This is a genomic window from Globicatella sanguinis NBRC 15551 (genome assembly GCF_001552295.1).
GTDB classification, from domain to species: Bacteria; Bacillota; Bacilli; order Lactobacillales; family Aerococcaceae; genus Globicatella; species Globicatella sanguinis.
On record NZ_BCQX01000004.1, the window covers coordinates 15,016 to 39,002 of the forward strand.

A 23,987-nucleotide genomic window follows, 5' to 3' on the forward strand; every position below is an offset into this window, starting at 1 on the left:
GATGAAGAATATGCAATCAAATTCAATTGAACGATTAGAACAGTTGATTGAGTTACTAAATGATTATGCTTATCATTATTATGTGTTAGATAAACCGATAGCTTCAGACCATGAATATGATGTGCTATATCGTGAATTAGTCCACATTGAAACCCTCCACCCTGAGTGGATTCGTCCGGAATCGCCTACTCAACGGGTGGGAGGACAACTGTTAGAAGGTTTTAAAAAAGTGAGTCATGCTCAATCAATGTATAGTTTAGGCAATGCTTTTAATGAAAATGAAGTGGCAGCCTTTATTGAAAGAGTAACAAATGCTGCCAGCGGTCCGGTGAGTTTTATGTGTGAATGTAAAATCGATGGTCTCGCAATTGCTTTAACCTATGAAGCAGGTAAATTAGTCAGAGGGGCCACGCGTGGCGATGGGACGATTGGCGAAGATATTACGCATAATATCCGCACCATCAATTCGATCCCTTTACAACTACGTCGTCCTATTTCAACGGAAGTTCGTGGTGAAGCGTATATGCCTAAAGCGGTCTTTGCGGCTTTAAATGCCGAGCGCGATGAAAAAGGGGAAGTACCATTGGCTAATCCGCGTAATGCAGCTGCTGGAGCCCTAAGACAAATTGACCCTAAAATGGCGAAACAAAGACAATTAAATGCTTTTATTTATGATTCGATATTAACGGAAAGTTTTAATCCTATGTCGCAAGAAGAATTATTTAATCAATTTAGTGAGGTGGGGTTAAGAACGAATCCTTTACGTCGCTTATGTCAAACCAAAGATGAAGTAATGGACTTTATTCATGAAGTAGGCAATAAACGACACGATTTACCTTATGATATTGATGGCGTGGTCATCAAGGTTAATAACTTCCAATTAAGAGAAGCATTAGGTTTTACTGTTAAGGCACCACGTTGGGCAATTGCTTATAAGTTTCCGGCTGAAGTAGCGACTACTGTCGTTAGGGACGTCGAATGGACAGTAGGGCGAACAGGAGTGGTCACTCCAACGGCCGTGATGGACCCGGTTAATTTAGCGGGTTCAGTCGTCCAAAGAGCCACCTTACATAATATCGATATTATTGCTGATTTAGATGTCCGTATAGCAGATACTGTTCATCTGCATAAGGCGGGTGACATTATCCCGGAAATTTTAGAAGTATTAATGGACCAACGTCCAGCTAATTCACAACCTTTAACCATTCCGAATCAATGTCCTGCTTGTCAAAGTGAGTTAATTAGAATTGATGATGAAGTGGCATTGCGTTGTCAAAATCCTTTATGTCCAGCCCAACAATTAGCTCAGTTAAGTCATTTTGTGTCAAGAAATGCGATGAATATTGTCGGTTTAGGTGAAAAAGTCATTGAACAATTATTGAATAAAGAATTAGTAAAAGATGCGGCTGATTTATATTATTTGACTTATGAAGAATTATTAACACTTGATAAAATTAAAGATCGTTCAGCTAATAAAATCTTACAAGCCATCGAAGAGAGTAAACAACAATCGCTTGAGCGTTTACTATTCGGTTTGGGGATTCGTCATGTCGGTGCCAAAGCAGCCCAATTAGTGGCTCAAAAATTTGGTACAATAGAACGAATTATGACCGCAACATTAGAAGAATTTAGCAGTATTGAAGGACTAGGAATCATGATTAGTCAATCTTTAGTGAACTTTTTTGCTGAAGAGGGTTCGCATCAATTAATTCAAAGATTACAAGATGCGGGAGTGCAAATGTCGTATCAAGGTGTTAAAATAGAGGATATAGCAAATTTATCGACGGAATGGACTGGCAAAACGGTGGTCATTACCGGTAGTTTTGCTGATTACGACCGCAAAGAATTACAAGCGAAATTAGAATCATTAGGCGCTAAAGTAACGAGTAGTGTTTCAAAGAAAACCGATATTGTCGTTGCTGGTGAAGCGGCCGGAAGTAAATTAACGAAAGCCCAAGATTTAGGCATCACAATCTATAATGAGGCTCAGTTATTGGAACGAATATAAAGGATGTGAATGAACTGAATGAAAAAAAGCATAATGAAAGTCACGACATTATTATCAATTGTTGGCTTACTATCAGGGTGTTTAAGCGAATTAGATAAGGAAGTTGTTGAAGAGACGATAGCACCCGATCAAGTAGCAGTTCAAACGACTGCTAATCAACTTTCAATGGATTATTACCGTGCGGTTATTACCGATGGTCGCTATGAAATGGGGGTTGCTTCCAGTAGTAATACTAATTTAAGTTCTGCTGGAAATACAATCGCTTTTGAAGAAGGGCTCTTACGTATTAGTAAAGGGATTTTCCCAACTGATCAATATTTCTTACAAGAAGGACAAATTATTGACGAGGATACTATGACGAATTGGCTAGCCCGTGAGTCGAGTGATAATCCGGAAGGGCTCAACCCAGCCTTGGCGGCCAATGAAGAAGAAACAGCACCAGATACCGAGACGACCATGGCCGAAGGTGAGGAGACCACGATGGCTGCTGAAGAAAATCAAGTAATCGTTGATTCGACTTCAACACCGATTTACTTAACGCAAGTAATGGAAAAAAACATTATGGTTGAAACCGATGAAGGCTATCAATTAGCGGGCGTGGTGATTGGTTTAGCGATGAATAGTGTGTATCAATATACCGATGATGAAGGTGTTTCTTATGAACAGGAAATTTCTTTAGGTGAAATGCGTGAACGGGGTCGTCAATATGCTAATATTATCGTAGGACGTTTACGTAATACCGAAGCCTTACGTAATGTGCCGATTGTTGTTGGCTTATTTAGACAAACAGCGAATAATGAAATTGCCGGTGGGGCTTATATGATGAACGGTATTTCACGAGAAGGTAATTATATTTCTGATTGGACTGAACAAAATGAATATCGTGTTGCTTTACCGATAGTATCTTCGGGCGATTATAGCGAACAATATGCATTCTTTGATAATTTTAGTGATGAAGTGCGCAACTTCTTTCCACATTTAAATGGGGTGACAGGCGAAGCTTTATATATTGATAACGGCTTAGCATCTTTAACTATTGAAATTGTCTCACAATTCTATCAACAATCTGAAATCACCGCTCTAACACAACATGTGACAGATGTGGCGACAAAGAACTTGCCAGAAAACATACCTGTAGAAATTAGCATCGTGTCCGCTCATGGTCCAGAAGCGATCATTGCGCGTACTGGTGAAAACACTCAATTTACGGCGCATATTTACGAGCAATAGAAAAGGGGAATTAATATGACAGAACGTGAAGAAATCATCCGTGTAGCAAATTTATCGAAACTCGCTTTTGATGATGCAAGTTTAGATACTTTTGCGAAAGAATTTAATAGTATCGTAGAATTAGTTGAACATTTAGAAGAGGTTGATACAACAGGTGTCAAACCAACTTATCATGGCAATGACTTAATCAATGTGTTCCGTGAAGATGAAGTCATTCGTGGTACTGAGCGTGAAGCCTTCTTGAAAAATACTAAAACAAGTCAAGATGGATTTGTCAAAGTACCTGCTATTATTGAAAGTGAGGAGGCATAAAATGACGGTATTTCCAACAACAATTAAAGAAATGAAAGCTGGCCTAAAAGCGGGCGATTTTACAGCGGTAGAGTTAGTGGAACATACATTTAACCAAATTGAAGCCATTGATGCAAAAGTTGAAAGTTTTTTAGCTTTAAATAAAGAAGCAGCCTTAGCAGATGCGAAAGCCGCTGATGAGCGTGGCTATGGTGAGGATGCACCGGTTTTAAATGGTATTCCGATTGCCATCAAAGACAATATCGTCACCAAAGATTTAACGACCACGGCAGCCAGTAAAATGCTAGAAGAGTTCAATCCTACTTATGATGCGACAGCTGTTGAAAAATTAAAAAATGCAGGTGCGATTATTGTAGGGAAAGTGAATTTAGATGAATTTGCGATGGGTGCAAGTACGGAGCGTTCAGCTTTTAAAACAACACGCAATCCTTGGAATTTGGACCGAGTACCGGGTGGGTCATCAGGTGGTTCGGCTGCGGTGGTAGCGAGTCGTCAAGTCCCAGCGTCATTAGGTACGGATACCGGTGGTTCTATTCGTCAACCAGCAGCCTTTAATGGTTTAGTTGGGTTAAAACCTACTTATGGTACTGTATCACGTTATGGTTTAATTGCCTTTGGTTCTTCATTGGACCAAATTGGACCGATGACCTTAACGGTTGAAGATAATGCCTTGATTTTAGAGGTAATTGCTGGCCATGATCGTCATGATTCTACTAGCTTACCTAATCTACCAATGAATTATGGTGCTAAAATCGGACAACCTTTAACTGGGATGAAAATCGCTTTTCCTAAAGAGTATAAGGACGAGGTTATTGCTGAAGATATTCGTCAAGCAATGCAAGCAGCTGCTGATTACTTTACTAGTCAAGGAGCGATTGTTGAAGAAGTATCGCTACCATTGATTAAATATGGTATTAACGTTTACTACATTATTTCATCAGCAGAAGCTTCTTCTAACTTACAACGTTTTGACGGCGTCCGTTATGGTTACCGTTCTGAATCCGCTCATACTTTAGAAGAGGTTTATGTTAAGTCACGTTCTGAAGGTTTTGGTGAAGAAGTGAAACGTCGTATTATGTTAGGAACTTATTCATTAAGTTCAGGACAATTTGATAAATTCTTTAAAAAAGCGGCGCAAGTGCGTACTATGATTAAAGATGAATTAAATAAAGTCTTTGAAGAATATGACATTATCATGGGACCTACTACAACCAGTACAGCCTTTGAAATTGGTGGCCGGGTTAAAGATCCAATCGCAATGTATGTGGAAGATTTATTAACTGTTACGGCGAATATCGCAGGTTTACCGGGGATTTCAGTACCGGCCGGCTTCGACCACGAAGGCTTGCCTATCGGCTTACAAATGATGGCTAAACCTTTAGCAGAAGCAACCTTATATCAAGTCGCTTATAATTTTGAACAAAATCATGACTTTGTTCAAAAAGCACCAACATTATAGGAGGTAAGACAAATGAATTTTGAAACTGTTATTGGACTAGAAGTCCACGTTGAATTAAAAACTGATTCTAAAATTTTCAGTACGTCACCTGCTCATTTTGGTGCCGAACCGAATACGAATACGAATGAAAAAGACTGGGGTTATCCAGGGGCATTACCAGTCATGAATAAACGTGCCATTGAATTTGGCATGCGTGCTTCATTGGCATTAAACTGTGAGATTACTCGTGAAATGCGTTTTGACCGTAAAAATTATTTTTATCCAGATAATCCAACTGCTTATCAAATATCACAAGCAGATTATCCAATTGGACAAAATGGTTATATCGACATCGAAGTAGAAGGTCATCCTCGTCGTATTCGCATTGAACGGGTCCATTTAGAAGAAGATGCGGGTAAAAATACTCATGGCACTGATGGCTATTCTTATGTGGATTATAACCGTCAAGGAACACCTTTAATTGAGATTGTAACCGAAGCGGATATTCGTTCTCCTCAAGAGGCGTATGCTTTCTTAGAAGCGTTACGTGAAAAAATTATGTATACTGAAGTTTCGGATGTGAAGATGGAAGAAGGATCATTACGTTGTGATGGTAATATTTCTATTCGCCCTTTCGGTCAAGAAGCATTTGGGACTAAAACAGAGTTGAAAAATTTAAACAGTTTTAACTTTGTTCGTAAAGGGTTAGAATTTGAAGAAAAACGTCAAGCACAAATCTTATTAGCTGGTGGTAAAATTCAACAAGAAACCCGTCGTTATGATGAAGCTACTGGTAAGACCATCTTAATGCGTACTAAAGAAGGAGCGGCTGATTACCGTTACTTCCCAGAACCCGATCTACCACCGGTCACCATCGATGAAGAATGGATTGAAGCGGTGAAAGCTACGATTCCTGAAATGCCAGACGTTCGTCGTCAACGTTATACGAAAGAATATGGCTTACCTGAATACGATGCCATGGTCTTGACTTTAACGAAAACAATGTCTGATTTCTTTGATCAAACAGTGGCGAATGGTGCTGATGCCAAATTAGCATCTAACTGGTTAATGGGTGATGTGTCAGCTTACTTAAACAGTGAGAAAACTAGCTTAGAAGAAATCAAGTTAACACCGAAGAATTTAGCACAAATGATTCAATTGATTGAAGATGGCACCATTTCTTCAAAAATCGCCAAACAATTATTCAAGATTTTAGCTGAAGAAGGTGGCGATGCGACGCAAATCGTTGAAGCGCGTGGGATGGTTCAATTGAGTGATCCAGCTAAATTACAACCAATTATTGATGAAGTCATTGCTAAAAATGAAGCTTCATTAGAAGACTTCCGTAATGGTAAAGACCGTGCGGTTGGATTCTTTGTAGGACAAGTGATGAAACAAACTCGCGGTCAAGCGAATCCGCAAGTGGTTAATAAATTATTGATGGAGACTTTGAATAAGTTAAAATAAAAGATGCCTTAAAGCACTAAAAGATGAGAACTTTTCTCATCTTTTTTTAATATACTTGAATACTTGTTGGCTGAAATAGCTGAAAACAGGCTATATGATTGCAGATGTTAGATAATGTAACATGAATTGTTAAAATGAATTTGCTAATAAATTAAAATTTGATTATAATAAGTTTAAATCATTTTATATTAGAAAGGAATATTTCAAATGGATACGAAGAAGAAAACAAGTGCTTTAATTGGAGCAGCCTTTATTATGGCGACTTCAGCAATTGGACCCGGTTTCCTAACGCAAACAGCTAAATTTACCAATGACCTGCACGGTAGCTTTGGTTTTGTTATTATTATTACCATTATTTTAGCAGCTATAGTGCAATTAAACGTGTGGCGTGTTTTATGTGTCACTGGACTACGTGGTCAAGATGTCGCGAATAAAGTATTACCAGGTCTAGGATATTTTGTCGCGGCTCTGGTCGTATTAGGTGGATTTGTCTTTAATATTGGTAATGTAGGTGGTGGAGCATTAGGATTTAATACTTTATTAGGGATTCCAACTCAGTTTGGTTACTTTTTAGCTGGCGCCATCGCGATCATGGTTTTTTTACTTAAAGATGCCATGAAAGCGATGGATACTTTTACTAAAGTATTGGGAGCGATTATGATTGTCGTTATTTTCCTTGTCATTCTCATTGTGCAACCACCGATTGGGACAGCATTAAAAGAATCGCTATTTCCTACAGCAACGAGTGATTCATTATTTACAGCGATTTTAACTTTATTAGGAGGAACAGTTGGCGGTTATATTACTTTTGCTGGCGCTCACCGTTTAATTGATGCCGGCATTACCTCTGAAGAAAACTTGCCACATATTAAGCAAAGTTCTGTTATGGGGATTTCAATTGCTTCGATTGTGCGTGTATTTTTATTCTTAGCTATCTTTGGTGTGATTAGTAAAGGTGTTTCACTTGATCCTAACAACCCAGCAGCCGATGCCTTTAAACAAGGAGCCGGCGAAATTGGCTATCGTTTCTTTGGTTTAGTCTTATTATCAGCAGCAGTTTCTTCGATTGTGGGTGCGGCTTATACCTCTGTTTCTTTCTTGAAAACATTAAGTAAATCGGTAGCTAAATATGAAAAACAAGTTATTATTGGTTTTATTGCAGTATCGACTTTGGTAATGGCCTTTTTAGGTAATCCTGCGACCTTATTAGTGATCGCCGGTTCATTTAATGGATTAATTTTACCCGTTACCTTAGGTATCAGTTTATTAGCGGCCAATAATCCAGATATTATGGGTCCCAACTACAAGCACCCTAAAGCTTTATGGATACTAGGGATTATAGTGGTTATTTTAACTGCTTACATGGGCATTCTATCGTTAGGCAATTTGGGCCAATTATTTGGCTAAAAGTAGTATAAAGGAGTATTGAGCCGAGGCTTACTCCTTTATTTGTTTTGAGGATAGTAACTTTAAATATTCTTAATGAGGATAGGCATAAACTTGATAAAATTAATCTAGAGATTGTTCGCTAATTAAAAGCGCAGTGGTTGAGTGGCCTCAACCTGCGCCTTAAGGTAGCTGAGAATAATCTTGAAAAATTCAGTCAAATTAATGCTCGTTAATTTATAGTACAGTGGTTGAGTGGTTATAAACGTTGTCATAATGACTTGTTTGAATCCTACTCCATTTTGCGGAGCGGCAGACGAAACAAAAATCAATCGTTTTTTCTTCTGGTCTACTCCCAACTGTGCGGGGATAGGTCGACGAAGCGGAAATCATTTGATTTGCTACTTCTGGTCCACTCCCATCTATGATAATATTAAAATATGAAGATTTAATGAGAGGTTGTTATCAATGTAACAGTCAAAGCAATGGCAGATGAGGTGAAAAAATGAGCGAAGTAAAAATTGTACCACATGGTGACGCTTCGATGTTAGTCGAATGGGGAGCTGTAATTGATCCGAAAATTAATCAAAAGATTACCGGTTTGGTATCATTGTTTAAAGATCAAAAAATTGAAGGGGTCATTGATTTTATACCAGCTTTTTCTAGCTTATTAATCAATTATGATCCGCGTATTATTACTTTTCAACGTTTAAAAAAGATAACTCAAGATTTATTAACCATTGAAATCAGTAATCACCAACTAAAAAAACGCATCTTTGAAATTCCAGTTTGTTATGGTGGTGAGTATGGGCCTGATATTGAGTTTATTGCGAAAAACGCACAATTGACCAAGGAGGAATTAATTCAAATTCATTCTGGAACCGACTATTTAATCTATATGTTAGGTTTCTTACCAGGCTTTAGCTATCTAGGGGGATTAGATGAGCGGATTCATACCCCGCGTTTAAATAATCCACGAAAAGCAATCCCAGCAGGGAGTGTGGGGATTGGTGGCTCACAAACAGGGATTTATCCCCTAGAATCGCCAGGTGGTTGGCAATTGTTAGGACGTACGCCAATCAAAACATATGATCCAGAGCGTGAAGAACCAATTTTGTTTGAAGCAGGAGATTATATACGTTTTGTACCAATTGACCAAGCGACTTATCAAGAAATTGAAGCCGCAGTAGCAGCTGGTGACTATCAAGTGAATGTCGTAGAGGAGGGGTAAGCATGGGGATTAGAGTATTAAAAGCCGGAATTTATACGACGGTTCAAGATATTGGCCGAATGGGCTATCAAAGTCAAGGATTCGGAGTGGCGGGCGTCATGGATGTTCGTTCTTTCAAAATTGCCAATTTATTAATTGATAATCCTGAAAATGAGGCTGTTTTAGAATTTGCATTAACGGGACCAACCCTTGAATTTACAGCCGAAACCATTATCGCGATTACCGGTGGCGATTTTCAGCCGAAGATTAATGATGAGTCAGTACCGATGTATACCGCCATTTATGTTTATAAAGGAGATGTTTTATCATTTGGAGGAGCCCGTACAGGAACGAGAGGTTATATCGCTTTTTCTAGTTATTTAAGCATTCCCGTCGTGATGGGCAGTCGCTCAACCAATACTAAAAGCGGGATTGGAGGCTTCAAAGGACGACGTCTAAAAGAAAATGATTTTATTGGCTTTCGGATAAAACGACGCTATCTACCTTATTTCCTATCACGGACTTTAGATATTGATGAATTTGATCAAGAAGAAGCTATCATTCGGGTAGTGATGGGGCCTCAAAGTGATATGTTTACCCCGGATGGATTAAGGACCTTTTTGAATGAAGAATATACGGTGACCAGTGATTTTGACCGTATGGGTTGTCGATTAGATGGTCCTTATATTGCCCATAAGGGGAAAGCTGATATCATTTCAGACGGTACCGCCTTTGGTTCTATCCAAGTGCCCGCTCATGGCAAACCCATTATATTGTTAGCGGATCGTCAAACTACCGGAGGCTATGCAAAGATTGCGACAGTTGCTTCGGTGGATATCCCGAAACTAGTCCAACGTAAAACAGACCATAAAATTCGTTTTGAGGCGATTTCAGTCGAAAAAGCGCAACAATTATTATTGGCAGAACAACGGGAATTTAGTCAAATGCGCCATACTATCCATCAACCTTGTCAAGAGGTGTTAGATGTGCGTTTAGTGGCTAAACGGTTGACGACGTTATTTGAATAGGAGGAAACAATCAATGGATTTAGAAAAAATTAAAGCATTGGTACAAATTGTAGAGGAATCATCTTTATTAGAATTTATGATAGAGGATGGTGACACTAAAATTAAAATGAGTCGCAAAGGTGAAATGGGACAACCCACAGCTGCTATTAGCACTCAAATAGAAAAATCTGAAAAGGATACTGATAATGAGGAGTCAGATCAAGACTTGTATATCACCTCTCCCATTGTCGGGACTTTTTATTCAGCTTCAGGTCCGGATGTACCAGCCTATGTGTCAGTAGGAGATACTGTTAAAAAAGGTGAAACCGTCTGTATTGTCGAAGCGATGAAATTAATGAATGAAATTCAATGCAACTATGATTGTGTTATTGATGCCGTATTAGTAAGTAATGAACAAAAAGTCGAATACGGGCAACCATTATTCCGCGTGAAAAAAATATAATCACAGTGGAACGGAAGGAGTCGTACAATGATTAAAAAATTATTAGTAGCAAATCGTGGTGAAATAGCTGTACGAATCATTCGTGCCTGTCGTAATATGGGAATCCGTAGTGTTGCTATCTATTCTGTTGAAGATAAAGATAGTCTTCATGTTAAACTGGCTGATCAACGTATCTGTATAGGAGAAGGTCCCGCACGTAATAGTTATTTGAATCAAGAAAGTATTTTAACGGCCGCGATTAATATCGGAGCCGATGCCATTCACCCTGGGTTTGGTTTTTTATCAGAAAATCCTAATTTTGCCAGACTTTGTCAAGAGCATGGAGTCATTTTCATTGGTCCTGAAGGGGATGTGATGGAAAAGATGGGAGATAAATCCCATGCCCGTCAAACGATGAAGATTGCTGGAGTCCCAATTGTTCCCGGTACAGAAGGTACTGTTCATGATGTGGATGATGCGATAAAAGCAGCTGATATTATCGGTTATCCGGTTATGATTAAAGCAGCTGCCGGTGGTGGCGGGAAAGGGATGCGCGTAGCCCATGAGCCAAGTGAATTTAAACGTTTGTTTAATATGGCACAGCTGGAATCCGTTAATTCCTTCAGTAGTGATGCGATGTATTTAGAACGATTTATCGTTAATCCCAAACACGTTGAAATTCAAATCATTGCCGACATGCATGGCAATGTGGTCACTTTAGGTGAGCGTGATTGTTCTACCCAACGTAACCACCAAAAGTTAATCGAAGAAGCACCCTCACCCGCAATTGATGATACAAGCCGTCAAGCAATGAATGAAGCAGCTGTATTAGCAGCCACCACTGTTGGTTACGTCAACGCAGGAACGGTAGAGTTTATTTTAGATAATGAAGGTAACTTTTACTTTATGGAAATGAATACTCGTATACAAGTAGAACATGGTGTGACTGAAATGGTGACTGGCACTGATTTAATTATTGAACAAATAAGAGTCGCCAATGGTGAAAAATTAAGTTTTAAACAAGAAGAAGTACAATTACTTGGTCATGCGATTGAATGTCGTATTAATGCCGAAATACCTGAAAAGAATTTTATGCCCAATCCAGGTAAAGTCACCCATTTACATTTACCCGCAGGCAATGGGGTGCGAGTCGATACTGCTTTATACAGTGGTTATGTCATACCGCCAGACTATGATTCGATGATTGCCAAAATTTTAGTTCATGCACCAACCCGTGAGGCAGCCATTATGAAGATGCGCGCGGCACTGGACGAAACGGTTATTTTAGGTGTCGAGACGAATTTAGATTTTCAGTACCAATTATTGCGTCATCCATTATTTGTTGAAGGTAATGTGGATACTGGTTTTGTGAATCGTATGTTACATCTTGATTAGAAGGAGGAGAGACATGCTAAAAGTAGATTTAAATGCTGATATGGGCGAAAGTTTTGGTGCTTATCAAATTGGCGCTGATCAAGCATTGGCACAGTACATTTCATCAGCGAATGTGGCTTGTGGCTTCCATGCCGCTGATCCCAATGTCATGGCAAAAACAGTCGACTTATTGGTAAAAGAGGAGGTAGCGATTGGTGCTCATCCTGGTTTAAACGATTTAATGGGATTTGGCCGACGCCCCATGACCATAACGCCTACTGAAGCTAGAAATGATGTTTTATATCAATTAGGTGCTTTAAGTGCCTTTGCTAAAGCGAAAGGGAAGAAATTACATCATGTGAAGCCCCATGGTGCTTTATATAATATGGCCGCTCAGGATGCATCATTAGCCATGGCCATAGCGGAGGCAGTCGCCAGTTTTGATGCTAATTTAGTTTTCTTAGGATTATCTGGTAGTGAGATGTTAAAAGCCGCAAAGGCTTGTGGATTAAAAGTTGCTTCGGAAGTGTTTGCTGATCGTGCTTATACGGATGAAGGTTTATTAGTGAATCGAAAATTACCAGGCGCCATGATTGAAGACCCCGATGATGCAATTAATCGGGTTATCCAAATGATTAAAGAAGGTACAGTTACCAGTATTAATGGTAATTTTATTCCGATTGAAGCTGATTCGATTTGTATACATGGGGATGGTCCCAATGCAGTAACGTTTGCTAAACAAATCCATCAACGATTAATTGCCGAAGGTATTCAAATTGTTTCGTTGCAAGATTTGATTTAAGCAATACAATTTGATTTAACTAGCACAATTTGCTTTTGAGTTTTCATTTAGGTTAGATTGACCGGACAGAAACATTAAGCGTTCTATCTGGTGCTGTCAATCGTTCAGTAAGGGCGACTGGCGTCGATATAGAGCTGACTATTTAGTGCCTTAAGGTAGACAGTTTTCATGACTTGCAGTCGCTTTTTTCATTGAAAAGTCTTACTAAGTTAAGATGAAAGAACTTTTTTGACAATTTAATTTTTTGATATTTAATTGAAGCAATTAAGTTATAGTGTATCAAAGCGAGAAAATTATTAATAAAAATAATAAGGTTTCAATTGCAATTTGAAGTTGATTTGGTATAATAATAATATAATTTCATATCCATAAGGGAGTAACTTAAGGTTTGAATACCTTGTCAGTATCAACATCGTCAAGTAGATATATCTGCTGGTACTGTACTTAAAAAGTGAGACTTGTGCGTTCAATTGCTATTAGGTGAATTGGCGTAGAAGTCTCATTTTTTTTAAAAAGAACTTCTAATGAGAATATGAAAATTAAAATTTAGGAGGAGAAACATGACAAAGAAAGATTTTGTCCCATATCTTGAGTCTAGTGACTCAGTAGTCTCAATGTTGGAATCGAATGTTTCGCAAGGTTTAAGCGAAGCTGAGGTAAAAAGACGCCAAGAAGAGCATGGTTTCAATGAATTAGAGACAGAAGAAAAGACAACGTTGCTACAAAAATTCATTGAGCAATTTAAAGACTTTATGATTATCGTCTTATTAGTGGCAGCGGCAGTATCGGTTGTTGCTGAAGGGATGGAAGGTTTAACTGACGCCATTATAATCTTATTGGTAGTGGTTTTAAATGCGGTAATGGGTGTTTTCCAAGAAGCAAAAGCCGAAGAAGCGATTGATGCTTTACGTAAAATGGCCTCACCGAGTGCTAAAGTCCGTCGTGACGGTACCATTAAAAATGTTAAAAGTACTGAATTAGTACCCGGAGATATTATTATCCTAGAAGCTGGAGACGTAGTTCCTGCCGATGTTCGTTTAATTGAAGCGAGTTCATTACAAATTGAAGAGGCAGCTTTAACTGGAGAATCTGTTCCAAGTGAAAAAGCAGCAGCCACCTTAGATGCTGACGATGAGGTTGGTATTGGTGATCGTAGTAATATGGGGTTCTCAAGTACTAACGTTACTTATGGTCGTGGTGTTGGGGTCGTAACCGGCACTGGTATGCAAACTGAAGTTGGGCATATTGCGACCATGTTATCAGGTACTGAAAAACAATTAACACCATTACAACGTGATCAAGAAAAATTAGGTAAGACCTTAACAGTGTTAATCTTAGCAATTGCCGCGGTTACTTTCTTAGTGGGTATTTTACGTGGACGTTTACCATTGGATATGTTATTAGTGGCTATTTCATTAGCGGTTGCTGCTATTCCAGAAGGTTTACCTGCTATTTCAACCATTATCTTATCATTAGGTACGCGTACGATGGCTGATCGTAATGCTTTAGTTCGTACTTTGCCAGCGGTTGAAACCTTAGGAAGTACTCAAGTAATCTGTTCGGATAAAACAGGTACCCTTACTGTTAATAAAATGACGATTGAAAAAGTTTACTATAATGGTGAATTGCATGATGCAAGTGAAGCGATTGACTTAAATACACCATTATTAAAATCAATCGGATTTGCCAATGACACGGAAATTGATGATCAAGGCCAATTATTAGGAGATCCTACTGAAACGGCAATGATTAAATATGCTTTAGACAAAAAATTTGACTTAAAAGGCGAATTGGCAAAATATCCACGTGTCGATGAAGTACCATTTGATTCTACTCGTAAATTAATGTCAACAATTCATCAATTAGAAGACGGACGTTATTTCGTTGCTGTTAAAGGGGCACCGGACCAATTAATTAAACGTTGTACACAAGTTGACAACAATGGTGAAGTTACTACTTTAGCTGACAAACAAGTAGATGAAATTTTAGAATATAATACAAACTTAGCGAAAGATGCTTTACGTGTCTTAGCGGGTGCTTACAAAATTATTGATGAAATTCCTGCTGATGTTAAATCAGAAACAATTGAAACAAATTTAATCTTTGCTGGTTTAGTAGGAATGATTGACCCTGAGCGTAAAGAAGCAGGCGATGCAATTGCTGTGGCTAAAGAAGCGGGTATCCGTACCGTTATGATTACCGGTGACCACGCTGTAACAGCGCAAGCGATTGCAGAACGTTTAGGTATCTTAGATGCCAATGACACCAATAATGAAACACATGTTTTAACTGGTGCGCAATTAGATGAAATCTCTGATGAAGAATTAGCACGTACCGTAGCAAATTACTCTGTTTATGCGCGTGTTTCTCCAGAACATAAGGTACGTATCATCAAAGCATGGCAAGCTAATGATGTGGTTGTTTCAATGACGGGTGACGGTGTTAATGACGCGCCATCATTAAAACAAGCAGATATCGGTGTTGGTATGGGAATTACCGGTACAGAAGTATCAAAAGGTGCTTCAGATATGGTCTTAGCGGATGATAACTTTGAAACAATCGTAGTTGCAGTAGAAGAAGGACGTAAAGTATTTGCGAATATTCAAAAAGCTGTTCAATTCTTATTATCTGCTAACTTAGGTGAAGTATTTACTTTATTCTTTGCAACTATGTTAGGTTGGACAATTTTAGAACCCGTTCATATTTTATGGATTAACTTAGTAACAGACGTCTTTCCAGCGATTGCCTTAGGTTTAGAAGGCGCTGAAAAAGGTTCAATGAAACATGCTCCTCGTACATCAAAAGATAGTTTCTTATCATTTGGTGTTTTACCAAGTATTATTTACCAAGGTATTTTAGAGGGTGGTATTACCTTATTCATGTATTGGTTAGCTGCTTATGGACCATTCCCAACTCAATTAGTAGGGGATGAACGTCATGTTTTAGCTGAAACAGTCGCATTCCTAACATTAGGTATGATACAATTATTCCATTCTTATAATGTGAAATCAGTATTCCAATCATTATTTAGTACCAATCCATTTAACAACAAATACTTAAATATGGCATTTGTTGGTTCTGGTGTTTTATTATTAATGGTTGTGTTAATTCCAGGTTTACAATCATTATTTGGCGTTCATGATTTAACTGGTATTCAATGGTTATTAGTTATTTTAGCGGGTCTAAGTATCGTTGTCTTCGTTGAAATCATCAAGTTTATTTTACGAGCAACAGGTGTAGCTGCTAAGTATGAAAAATCAGGAGCAGACTTTAAAGCTGTTAAATAATTTTGTAAGACAATTTGAATAAACAAACTCGACTAAGAGTGATTAAAATCAAGGCTGGGCAGAGATTATATCTGTTCGGCCTTGTATTTTTATAGGCATTTTGTCAAATGGTGTGAAATTACTAGAGGTCAAATGGTTTGACCCCACTAGCAATAGGCTATTGATGGTGGGTGAGGTTTGAAAAAACTAAATTTTGTTGTTTGGGGCTGGGCAAGAAGTAGTGGCTGGGAAAAAACTTTTAAATTCTATTCAGTTTTTGCTCGAACATTAATAGAGCAGTGTTTGAATGGCCTTAAACGGCGTTTTAAAGACTTGTTGGATACCTACTCCTGCTTCGTCTGTTCACACCCATAATGATTGAATGGTATTAATTAAGCGTATTGGATTATAAAGTGGCTTGTTGAAATGGAGAAAACCGCTTAAAACAGCTTAGAACCGCTCGCTAGTTATTATGAATCTGTGCGGTCAATTAAGAAAACAGCATCATTTTATACTATTTAGGTGTGTGTTTATTTGTAAGATAATCGACAATTGAAGCTTACTCAATCATAAACTAAGTTTAATATTTAAAGTGAAAAATATTTTTTCAATAACCCACGCTTTTTTTGTTGAAATGTCGTATAATAGGCGATGGAAACGTAAAGATAGCAAATAAGATGATTAGAACCTATTAGATACAATTCCTTTATTAATTTGATTAGAGGTGACGCTTTGATAAGAACAATTGAAGAAGCAATACAGTGGATGGATGACCAGCAAACTGAAGTACATCGTGTAGGACTGGATAAAATTCTGGCCGCATTAGACTATGTTGGTAATCCTCAAAAAGGTTTAAATACCATTCATATAGGTGGAACAAACGGTAAAGGATCCGTAACTGCTTATTTACGAAATTTATTTATGAAGCACGGATTTTCTGTGGGAGGATTTACCTCACCACATATCATGAAATTTAATGAACGTATCAGTTTGAATGGACAAGCAATTGACGATGAAACTGTTGTTCGTTTAGTAAATAAAATGGTCGAACTTAATGAGTATATGGCCACGACTCCTTATAGTCACTTGGTATTTTTTGAACTTTATACAGTGATGATGTTTTTATATTTTAATGAAGTTCAACCGGATATTTGTTTAATTGAAGTAGGCTTAGGCGGTTTAAACGACTGTACCAATGTGATTGACTCCAAAGATATTTTGATTACCACGATTGGCAAAGATCATGTGGAACGATTAGGTCATACTTATCGTGAAATTGCACAACAAAAAGCTGGTATTATTCATGGTGATGCGGATGTCTTTATTGGCGAATTACCTGCTGAAGCGGAAGCAGAAATCGAACGAATTTGTGCCATCGAAGGGGCAACACTTTATCGATTGGGCCAAGATGCAACTTATGAAATTCAAAGCCAATCATTAACCCAGGGCAGTATATTCCAATTCAATAACCATGATATTTATTGTATTAATATGATTGGAAAACATCAAATTCATAATGCTTCCTTATCATTAATGTTTTTCCAACATTGGATGAGAAAATATGGTCATGTTATTGATACTCAGCTCGAACATCAAGCCTTATTTGAAACCAAGTGGATTGGTCGGATGGAAAAACTAAGTAATCAGCCATTAATTTACATTGATGGTGCTCATAATGAAGCCGGTTTGAATGCTTTGGCAGATACGATGCAGACCTATTTAGCAGATAAAAAGATTAAGTTAATATACTCAGGTCTCATGACAAAAAATCAATTAGAGCACGTTAATTTATTATTGAAAATGCCTTTAGCAGAAATCGTCTTTACGGAGTTTGAACATCCAAATTCTATGTTAGTGGATGATTTTGAATTGTTGGTGAAACAACATCCTGAAAATAACATACCGACACGTTTTAGTATTGATTGGGAACATGAACTAACGCCTGGTGACCAAGATATATTAGTGGTGACAGGTTCATTATACTTTATCGCACAAGTACGGGCTCATTACTTAAATAAAGAGCTGTTACTGAATGACGTATAAAAAAGATTGAATTAAAGTATTTTAACTCCTTTTGGTGTATCTATCACTGAAAGGAGTTTTTATATGGAAGTGAGTAAAAATCGTAATCTATTTATAGAGGAAGTCCCCAAACAAAGTAGACCACGAGAACGCTTGTTATATTTTGGTGAAAAGGCACTGGCTGATCATGAATTGCTGGCAATCTTATTACGGACCGGTACCAGACAAGAAAATGTGATTGAATTGGCTTTACGTTTAATTCAAGAATTTGAAACTTTATATGGATTAAATCAAGCAAGCTTAGAGGAATTACAAAGTGTTCCGGGCATTGGGCCAATAAAAGCCATTGAGATAAAAGCCAGTATGGAGATTGGATTAAGAATTGCGACTAGTACGATTCCAAAATATGGTAAGATTACCTCGACCAAGGATGTGGGAGAATGGCTTTTGCGCGAGATGAGACAATTTCATCAAGAACATTTAACAGCACTCTTTTTGAATACGAAAAATGAGATTATACGACGGAAAGATATTTTTAAAGGGACGGTTAACAGTTCAGTAGCGCACCCGCGTGAGAGTGCGAAATGTTCCTTAGTGAAAAGCTAGGGCTCTAATTTTTATAAGAGAAGGCTTATTTCGAAAAGTAGAATGAAGGGGTAACGTCCGGAAATACTTTCTTTAAGCTCCGCCATGCGATTTGTTACGTAAATAATAAATGGTATGAAGCGCGGTAAAGTCGGCAGAAAAATTTAGCAGTGATTTGATATGCCGGAAGTCGGTTAATAAGATGAGGAGAACGAAGTTATGTGGACCAATAAGTAAGTAGAGGTTGAGTAAGAAGTCTCGCTATGAAAGACCTTCTATTTTTACAGGAAATAGCCAACTTATTTATTGAAAGTAGCCATCTAAGTTAACCTAAATGATAGAAATAAGTCAACATTGAAAGCAGAAGCTAGGTAGAATTTACGTTCGTTGAACTAGTTGATTGGTGACAGTCATTTACTTCTGTGAGAGCGAAGGCATGACCTTTGATCTGTCTAATCAACAGGGAGGAATAGCCTTCAGTCAATTGTGTAAAAGAGTATGATATAAAGCACAATTGATGGAACGCGGTATGCGGTGAAAGCTGCACGTACCGTGTGGTGTGGGGGAAAAATTGGTGATAACTTCAAAAATTTACCTATCACAATTATTTAAAGAAGCCGTAAAATATCCAACTGCGCGAATTATTATTGGACATAACCATCCATCCGGCGACCCAGAACCATCGCAAGCAGATTTAATTTTTACCAAACGAATGATTGAGTGTGGTAATTTAATGGGAATTGAATTATTGGATCATATTATTATTGGACAAGATAATTATTTAAGTTTAAGAGAAGTTACCAATATTTTTGATTAGGTTAATTACGTAATTTTAAGAAATTTGAATTGGCTATACGAGTCTAAATGTTAACGATAGAACAACTAAAAAACGATAAGGCCTGCAGTTAAAAAGATAACCAGTTAAAGATGAAACTAGATGTTTTATAACATTGGCCAAGTTGAAAATAGATAAGTTAAATTTAAAAAATGATTGAATCACTTGAGCCTTTTTTTCAACGCGTCTACGATGGCATTTATTTTCATTGAATTGGTATCGACTTTGCATCATTATTGTGAGAGGATTCTTAAAGTTAAGCCATATTGCTTGTTAACAAAATGAAAACGTGTTACAATAAACTTATGTTTTTGTTAAGGGAAAGTTTGAATTATAATTTGTTTTACCATAAGGGAAAGTTGATTTATATTTAGTTTTACCATTCACAGAAATAAATATTTACGTGCATAGGCACAAAGGAGTTCATTATTAATGGAACAAGGAACAGTTAAATGGTTTAATTCAGAAAAAGGTTTTGGATTTATCGAACGTGAATCTGCTGATGATGTATTTGTTCATTTCTCAGCTATCCAAGGTGAAGGGTTTAAAACTTTAGAAGAAGGTCAATCAGTTACTTTCGACGTTGAAGAAGGCGCTCGTGGACCTCAAGCAGCTAACGTACAGAAAGCTTAATTTTAATTAAATCAATGATGCGGTTAGGACTTCGGTTCTAACCGTTTTTGTGTTATTAAGATAATTGCCAGCCACTAGATGCCTTAGTGCATTGAATGTTTCGTAATGATAACATAAAGCAAGTAAAAAAAGCAATTGCTAACCTCTAGGTGACTCAGTACATTGAAAGGGCTGAAAGCTTCGATTTAACCATTACCGAATGAATTTACTTTGTAAGGAACTGTAAAAAATTGATATACTATAGAGGAGATGAGGTGTCGAAATGAAAGTAGAATTAATATCATGTGGAACAGAATTATTATTAGGCGATATTATTAATACCAATGCGGCTTATTTAGCGAATGAATTAGCCAATATTGGTGTGAATATTTATAAACAAACAACAGTAGGAGATAATCCTGAACGATTAAAAAGAGCCTTAGAATTAGCCTTTGAAGCAGCTGACACTGTTATTATTACGGGAGGGTTAGGACCTACTGATGATGACTTAACCCGGGATGTTGCTGCCGAATTTATGGGAATGCCCCTTGAATTTCAAGAATCGGTCTGGCAAGAGATTGTTGATTATTTAATGGGAAAAAATCCTTATTATCAATTGGCTGACAATAATCGCAAACAAGCGATGGTGCCACAAGGCGCTATTATTTTACACAATCCGATTGGTACTGCGCCAGGATTAATATTAGATAAAGACGAACGGCGAATTGTTTTAATGCCGGGGCCTCCTCGAGAAATGAAACGGATGTATCACGAACAAGTAGAACCTTATTTGAAATCAAAAAGTCATCAAGTTTTTGCATCGCGTTATGTTCGCTTTTTTGGAATTGGTGAATCATTATTAGAAACAAAAATTAAAGATATTTTAGATCAACAAACGAATCCAACGATGGCTTTATATGCTAAAACAGCAGAAGTATTATTAAGAGTGACCGCATCAGGTGAAAATGAAACAGAGTGCTTATCTTTGATAGAAACGGCACTCCAACCGATTAAAGAACGGGTAGGTGAGTATATCTATTTAGTCGGTACGTCGGAAGTTTCTGAAACACAAACCGAAATGCATCGTGTACTAGCTCGAACACTGATTGACAATCAATTAACGATTAGTGTAGCCGAGTCACTAACAGGTGGGGATGTAGCGTCATTACTAATTGAACAAAGTGGTGTTTCACAAGTGTTTAAAGAAGGGATTGTATGTTATTCCAATGAATCAAAAATAAGCACCGTTGGCGTGAAAGAATCAACGCTTAACCAATTTGGTGCTGTGAGTAGAGAAGTCGCAAGAGAGATGGTCATAGGGGTCGCAAAAAGACTCAATGCTGATGTCGCAATCGCGACAACGGGTTTAGCTGGGCCTGAAAGTGATGAAAGTGGTAAACCAGTTGGCCTAGTGTATGTCGGAACTTATTATAAGGGGCAAATTGAAGTAAAAGAATATCACTTCTTTGGCGACCGGGCGCTTATTAGGGACCGTGCGGCCAAAAACGCCTTGAATCAATTAAGATTAATGATCAATCGCGTCAAAGATAAATAGGTCTAGAGGCCGATTAAAGAATCACCTTTAACCTGTATAATAATAATATAGAATAAAGGAGGTCTTTAAAATGCATATGATATTTCATTATTTACCTTATGTATTATTAGTATTAATTTACTTCGCCTTACTAGCAAGTATCTTTACAAAGCAAGCAACATTTAAATATAAAAAAGTAACTCAAATTTCAAGTGGTGCCTTGATTATTGTTCTGTTTGCGAATTTATTGTCTGCGATTATTTCCGGTCGTTATTCAGATGTACCTGAAACCAATATCGTAGCCATATCAACCGGTATTTTTGCGGGACATGCACTCATTTCCTGGTTGTTTGATTTATTAGATCGCCGCTTCCACCAAAACTGGTTAAGAGTGATTTATTATATTGGCATGGGACTCGTTGTATTGACCAGTTACTATGCTGGAGTTGATACCTATGCGGTCCACCCGATAGACGGTATGATTGGCACGACCGTTATTATTTGTTCTTTGGTGGTAGCTTGTACTATTCCTTTCTTTGGAATGGCGTTGTTAATGGATATGGTCACTATGCGTAATCGTGCACCTAAAAACTATAAATTTAAACCGACTCAAGATAAATTAAATCATTATCGTGAACATGGTTTATCTGAACAAGAAATCATCTTTTTCCGTCAACAAATGGCCGAAGCCAAAGAGCGGATTGAAAATATTGAAGTGGAAATGAATAAAGTGGCTAAATTAAGAGTTATTGAAAATCGTCACAATGTAGTAGCCGTTTCAAAACAATTTTTCAAAGATATTGTTAATGAACCTGAACGGGTAGCTCAAGCAGGTATCTTCTTAAATAAATTATTACCATCATTAGAAGACTTAACCGCTAAATATACCGAGATATCTGGTCACGTTGCTAAAAATAAACAAACCTATTTAATCTTAGAAAAAAGTGCTCTGACAATTGACAATATTTGTGAATCCATTACAGAGAGCTATGTCCATTTCCATCAATCATTATATAATGATTTACAAGATGAAATAAAATTAGCGAATCGTGCGCTTAATAAGGAAATAGATGACACAACTGAACAAGATACGATTGATGAGTTAGTGAGCGACCCATTTAACTTTGAGGAGGAATAATATATGGCTGAAAAAGATACTGAAAGCTTATTTGATGAATTAATTGGCGAAGCGACATCATCAGAAGTTGAGGAATTAATTAGTAATCCTTTTGATGAAAAAACAACCCATGATGAATTAACAAGTGTTCAAAAAGATTTATTAGATGCTCAAATGTTATCGAAGCGTCAAATAACGAATAGTAAACTGATTGACCGTTTACCTGAACATCGTCAAAAGCAAGCGAAAGATTTAGCTAGTCAAATTGACGAAACCAACATGAATGCTGTCATTGCTTATGGTTCCAATGCCCAAAAGAAATTAAGTGAGTTCTCACATTCAATGTTAAATCGTGTTCAATTAAAAGATACTGGAGAAATTGGTGATTCATTAACCGAATTGATGACTCAATTACAAAAATCTAATCCAAAAGATTTAACCGCTGAACCTAATCTTTTTAAACGATTATTTGGAAAGGTGAAAGCTTCAATTTCCGAAACACAAATACAATACCAAAAAATCGGTAGCCAAATTGATAAAGTAGCCATCCGTTTAGAACGTGAGAAAAACGAGTTGTTAAACGATAACTTAATGTTAGAACAATTATACGAGAAGAATAAAGATTACTTTGAAGCACTCAATATTTATATCGCTGCCGGCGAAGTTAAAATGCAAGAATTACAAGAAAAAATTATACCTGAAGCGATTGAAAAGGCTAAAAAAAGTAATAGTCAAATGGATGTTCAAGTCGTCAATGATTTAAATCAATTTTTAGATCGTTTGGATAAGCGAACGCATGATTTACGATTAACTCGCCAAATGACGATTCAACAAGCACCCCAAATTCGTATGATTCAAAATACGAACCAAGCATTAGCTGAAAAAATCCAAGTATCTGTGCATACGGCGATTCCATTATGGGAAAACCAAATAACCATTGCTTTAGCCTTATTAAGACAACAAAATGCTGCAGTTTCTCAACGTCAAGTTTCGGAAACAACGAATGATTTATTATTAAAGAACTCTGATATGTTGAAACAAAGTGCTATCGATACCGCGCGAGAATCTGAACGTGGTGTGATTGATATTGAGACCCTACAAAAAACGCAAGCTAACTTAATTGAAACTTTAGAAGAAACCTTGCAAATTCAATCAGAAGGGCGTCGCCAACGTGCTTTAGCTGAACAAGAGTTACAAGCAATGGAGCTTGATTTAAGAGATAAATTATTGCAAATAACGGCCGAACAAAAGCAACAAGAAGCCAATCGCACTCAGGATGATAATTATCAATTTTAATATAAAAAACGGAAAGAAATCAACATTTCTTTCCGTTTTTTTTT

19 protein-coding genes are annotated in these 23,987 nt (G+C 37.4%); all 19 read left to right on the forward strand.

Annotated elements, in window-relative coordinates; all coding sequences use genetic code 11:
- Position 1 precedes the first annotated feature (1 nt).
- The 19 genes from ligA to GSA01S_RS00650 all read left to right on the forward strand — a co-directional run bounded on the left by ligA (position 2) and on the right by GSA01S_RS00650 (position 23,943).
- On the forward strand, positions 2-2,008 hold the full coding sequence (gene ligA, locus GSA01S_RS00560) for an NAD-dependent DNA ligase LigA (protein ID WP_083513123.1): 2,007 nt from the start codon (positions 2-4) through the stop codon (positions 2,006-2,008).
- 18 nt (positions 2,009-2,026) lie between these two features.
- The gene (locus tag GSA01S_RS00565) at positions 2,027-3,238 is read left to right on the forward strand and encodes a CamS family sex pheromone protein (RefSeq protein WP_066123643.1); all 1,212 of its coding nucleotides are present in this window, start codon (positions 2,027-2,029) and stop codon (positions 3,236-3,238) included.
- A 15-nt stretch (positions 3,239-3,253) separates the two neighbouring features.
- Entirely contained in the window at positions 3,254-3,550 is a 297-nt protein-coding gene (gene gatC, locus GSA01S_RS00570) for an Asp-tRNA(Asn)/Glu-tRNA(Gln) amidotransferase subunit GatC (RefSeq protein ID WP_066123646.1), read from the forward strand.
- Between the two features lies 1 nt (position 3,551).
- Complete coding sequence (gene gatA / locus GSA01S_RS00575) at positions 3,552-5,009, forward strand: Asp-tRNA(Asn)/Glu-tRNA(Gln) amidotransferase subunit GatA (RefSeq protein WP_066123648.1); 1,458 nt, start codon at positions 3,552-3,554, stop codon at positions 5,007-5,009.
- Positions 5,010-5,021: 12 nt separating this feature from the next.
- Positions 5,022-6,455 carry an Asp-tRNA(Asn)/Glu-tRNA(Gln) amidotransferase subunit GatB gene (gene gatB / locus GSA01S_RS00580; protein ID WP_066123650.1) on the forward strand — a complete coding sequence of 478 codons (1,434 nt, stop codon included), beginning with the start codon at positions 5,022-5,024 and terminating at the stop codon, positions 6,453-6,455.
- Between the two features lie 207 nt (positions 6,456-6,662).
- Entirely contained in the window at positions 6,663-7,862 is a 1,200-nt protein-coding gene (locus GSA01S_RS00585; RefSeq protein ID WP_066123653.1) for an NRAMP family divalent metal transporter, read from the forward strand.
- Positions 7,863-8,346: 484 nt separating this feature from the next.
- Positions 8,347-9,072 (forward strand): 5-oxoprolinase subunit PxpB, encoded by a 726-nt coding sequence (gene pxpB / locus GSA01S_RS00590; RefSeq protein WP_066123656.1) that lies wholly within the window; start codon positions 8,347-8,349, stop codon positions 9,070-9,072.
- A gap of 2 nt (positions 9,073-9,074) precedes the next feature.
- The gene (locus GSA01S_RS00595) at positions 9,075-10,079 is read left to right on the forward strand and encodes a 5-oxoprolinase subunit C family protein (RefSeq protein WP_066123659.1); all 1,005 of its coding nucleotides are present in this window, start codon (positions 9,075-9,077) and stop codon (positions 10,077-10,079) included.
- Positions 10,080-10,092: 13 nt separating this feature from the next.
- Entirely contained in the window at positions 10,093-10,521 is a 429-nt protein-coding gene (gene accB / locus GSA01S_RS00600) for an acetyl-CoA carboxylase biotin carboxyl carrier protein (protein ID WP_066123662.1), read from the forward strand.
- Between the two features lie 27 nt (positions 10,522-10,548).
- Positions 10,549-11,895, forward strand: a complete 1,347-nt coding sequence (gene accC, locus GSA01S_RS00605) for an acetyl-CoA carboxylase biotin carboxylase subunit (protein WP_066123664.1) — start codon at positions 10,549-10,551, stop codon at positions 11,893-11,895.
- Positions 11,896-11,908: 13 nt separating this feature from the next.
- Positions 11,909-12,676 (forward strand): LamB/YcsF family protein, encoded by a 768-nt coding sequence (locus GSA01S_RS00610; RefSeq protein WP_066123667.1) that lies wholly within the window; start codon positions 11,909-11,911, stop codon positions 12,674-12,676.
- A gap of 560 nt (positions 12,677-13,236) precedes the next feature.
- Positions 13,237-15,963, forward strand: a complete 2,727-nt coding sequence (locus GSA01S_RS00615) for a cation-translocating P-type ATPase (protein WP_066123670.1) — start codon at positions 13,237-13,239, stop codon at positions 15,961-15,963.
- Positions 15,964-16,674: 711 nt separating this feature from the next.
- On the forward strand, positions 16,675-17,985 hold the full coding sequence (locus GSA01S_RS00620; RefSeq protein WP_066123673.1) for a bifunctional folylpolyglutamate synthase/dihydrofolate synthase: 1,311 nt from the start codon (positions 16,675-16,677) through the stop codon (positions 17,983-17,985).
- Positions 17,986-18,048: 63 nt separating this feature from the next.
- The gene (gene radC, locus GSA01S_RS00625; RefSeq protein ID WP_066123675.1) at positions 18,049-18,570 is read left to right on the forward strand and encodes a RadC family protein; all 522 of its coding nucleotides are present in this window, start codon (positions 18,049-18,051) and stop codon (positions 18,568-18,570) included.
- Between the two features lie 538 nt (positions 18,571-19,108).
- Entirely contained in the window at positions 19,109-19,366 is a 258-nt protein-coding gene (locus GSA01S_RS00630) for a JAB domain-containing protein (RefSeq protein ID WP_431606500.1), read from the forward strand.
- 450 nt (positions 19,367-19,816) lie between these two features.
- Positions 19,817-20,017: a cold-shock protein gene (locus GSA01S_RS00635; protein ID WP_066123681.1), complete on the forward strand. Its 201-nt coding sequence runs from the start codon at positions 19,817-19,819 to the stop codon at positions 20,015-20,017.
- Positions 20,018-20,279: 262 nt separating this feature from the next.
- On the forward strand, positions 20,280-21,551 hold the full coding sequence (locus GSA01S_RS00640; RefSeq protein ID WP_066123686.1) for a competence/damage-inducible protein A: 1,272 nt from the start codon (positions 20,280-20,282) through the stop codon (positions 21,549-21,551).
- Positions 21,552-21,621: 70 nt separating this feature from the next.
- Positions 21,622-22,668 (forward strand): 5-bromo-4-chloroindolyl phosphate hydrolysis family protein, encoded by a 1,047-nt coding sequence (locus GSA01S_RS00645; protein ID WP_066123690.1) that lies wholly within the window; start codon positions 21,622-21,624, stop codon positions 22,666-22,668.
- A 3-nt stretch (positions 22,669-22,671) separates the two neighbouring features.
- Positions 22,672-23,943 (forward strand): toxic anion resistance protein, encoded by a 1,272-nt coding sequence (locus tag GSA01S_RS00650; RefSeq protein WP_083513124.1) that lies wholly within the window; start codon positions 22,672-22,674, stop codon positions 23,941-23,943.
- Positions 23,944-23,987 lie beyond the last annotated feature (44 nt).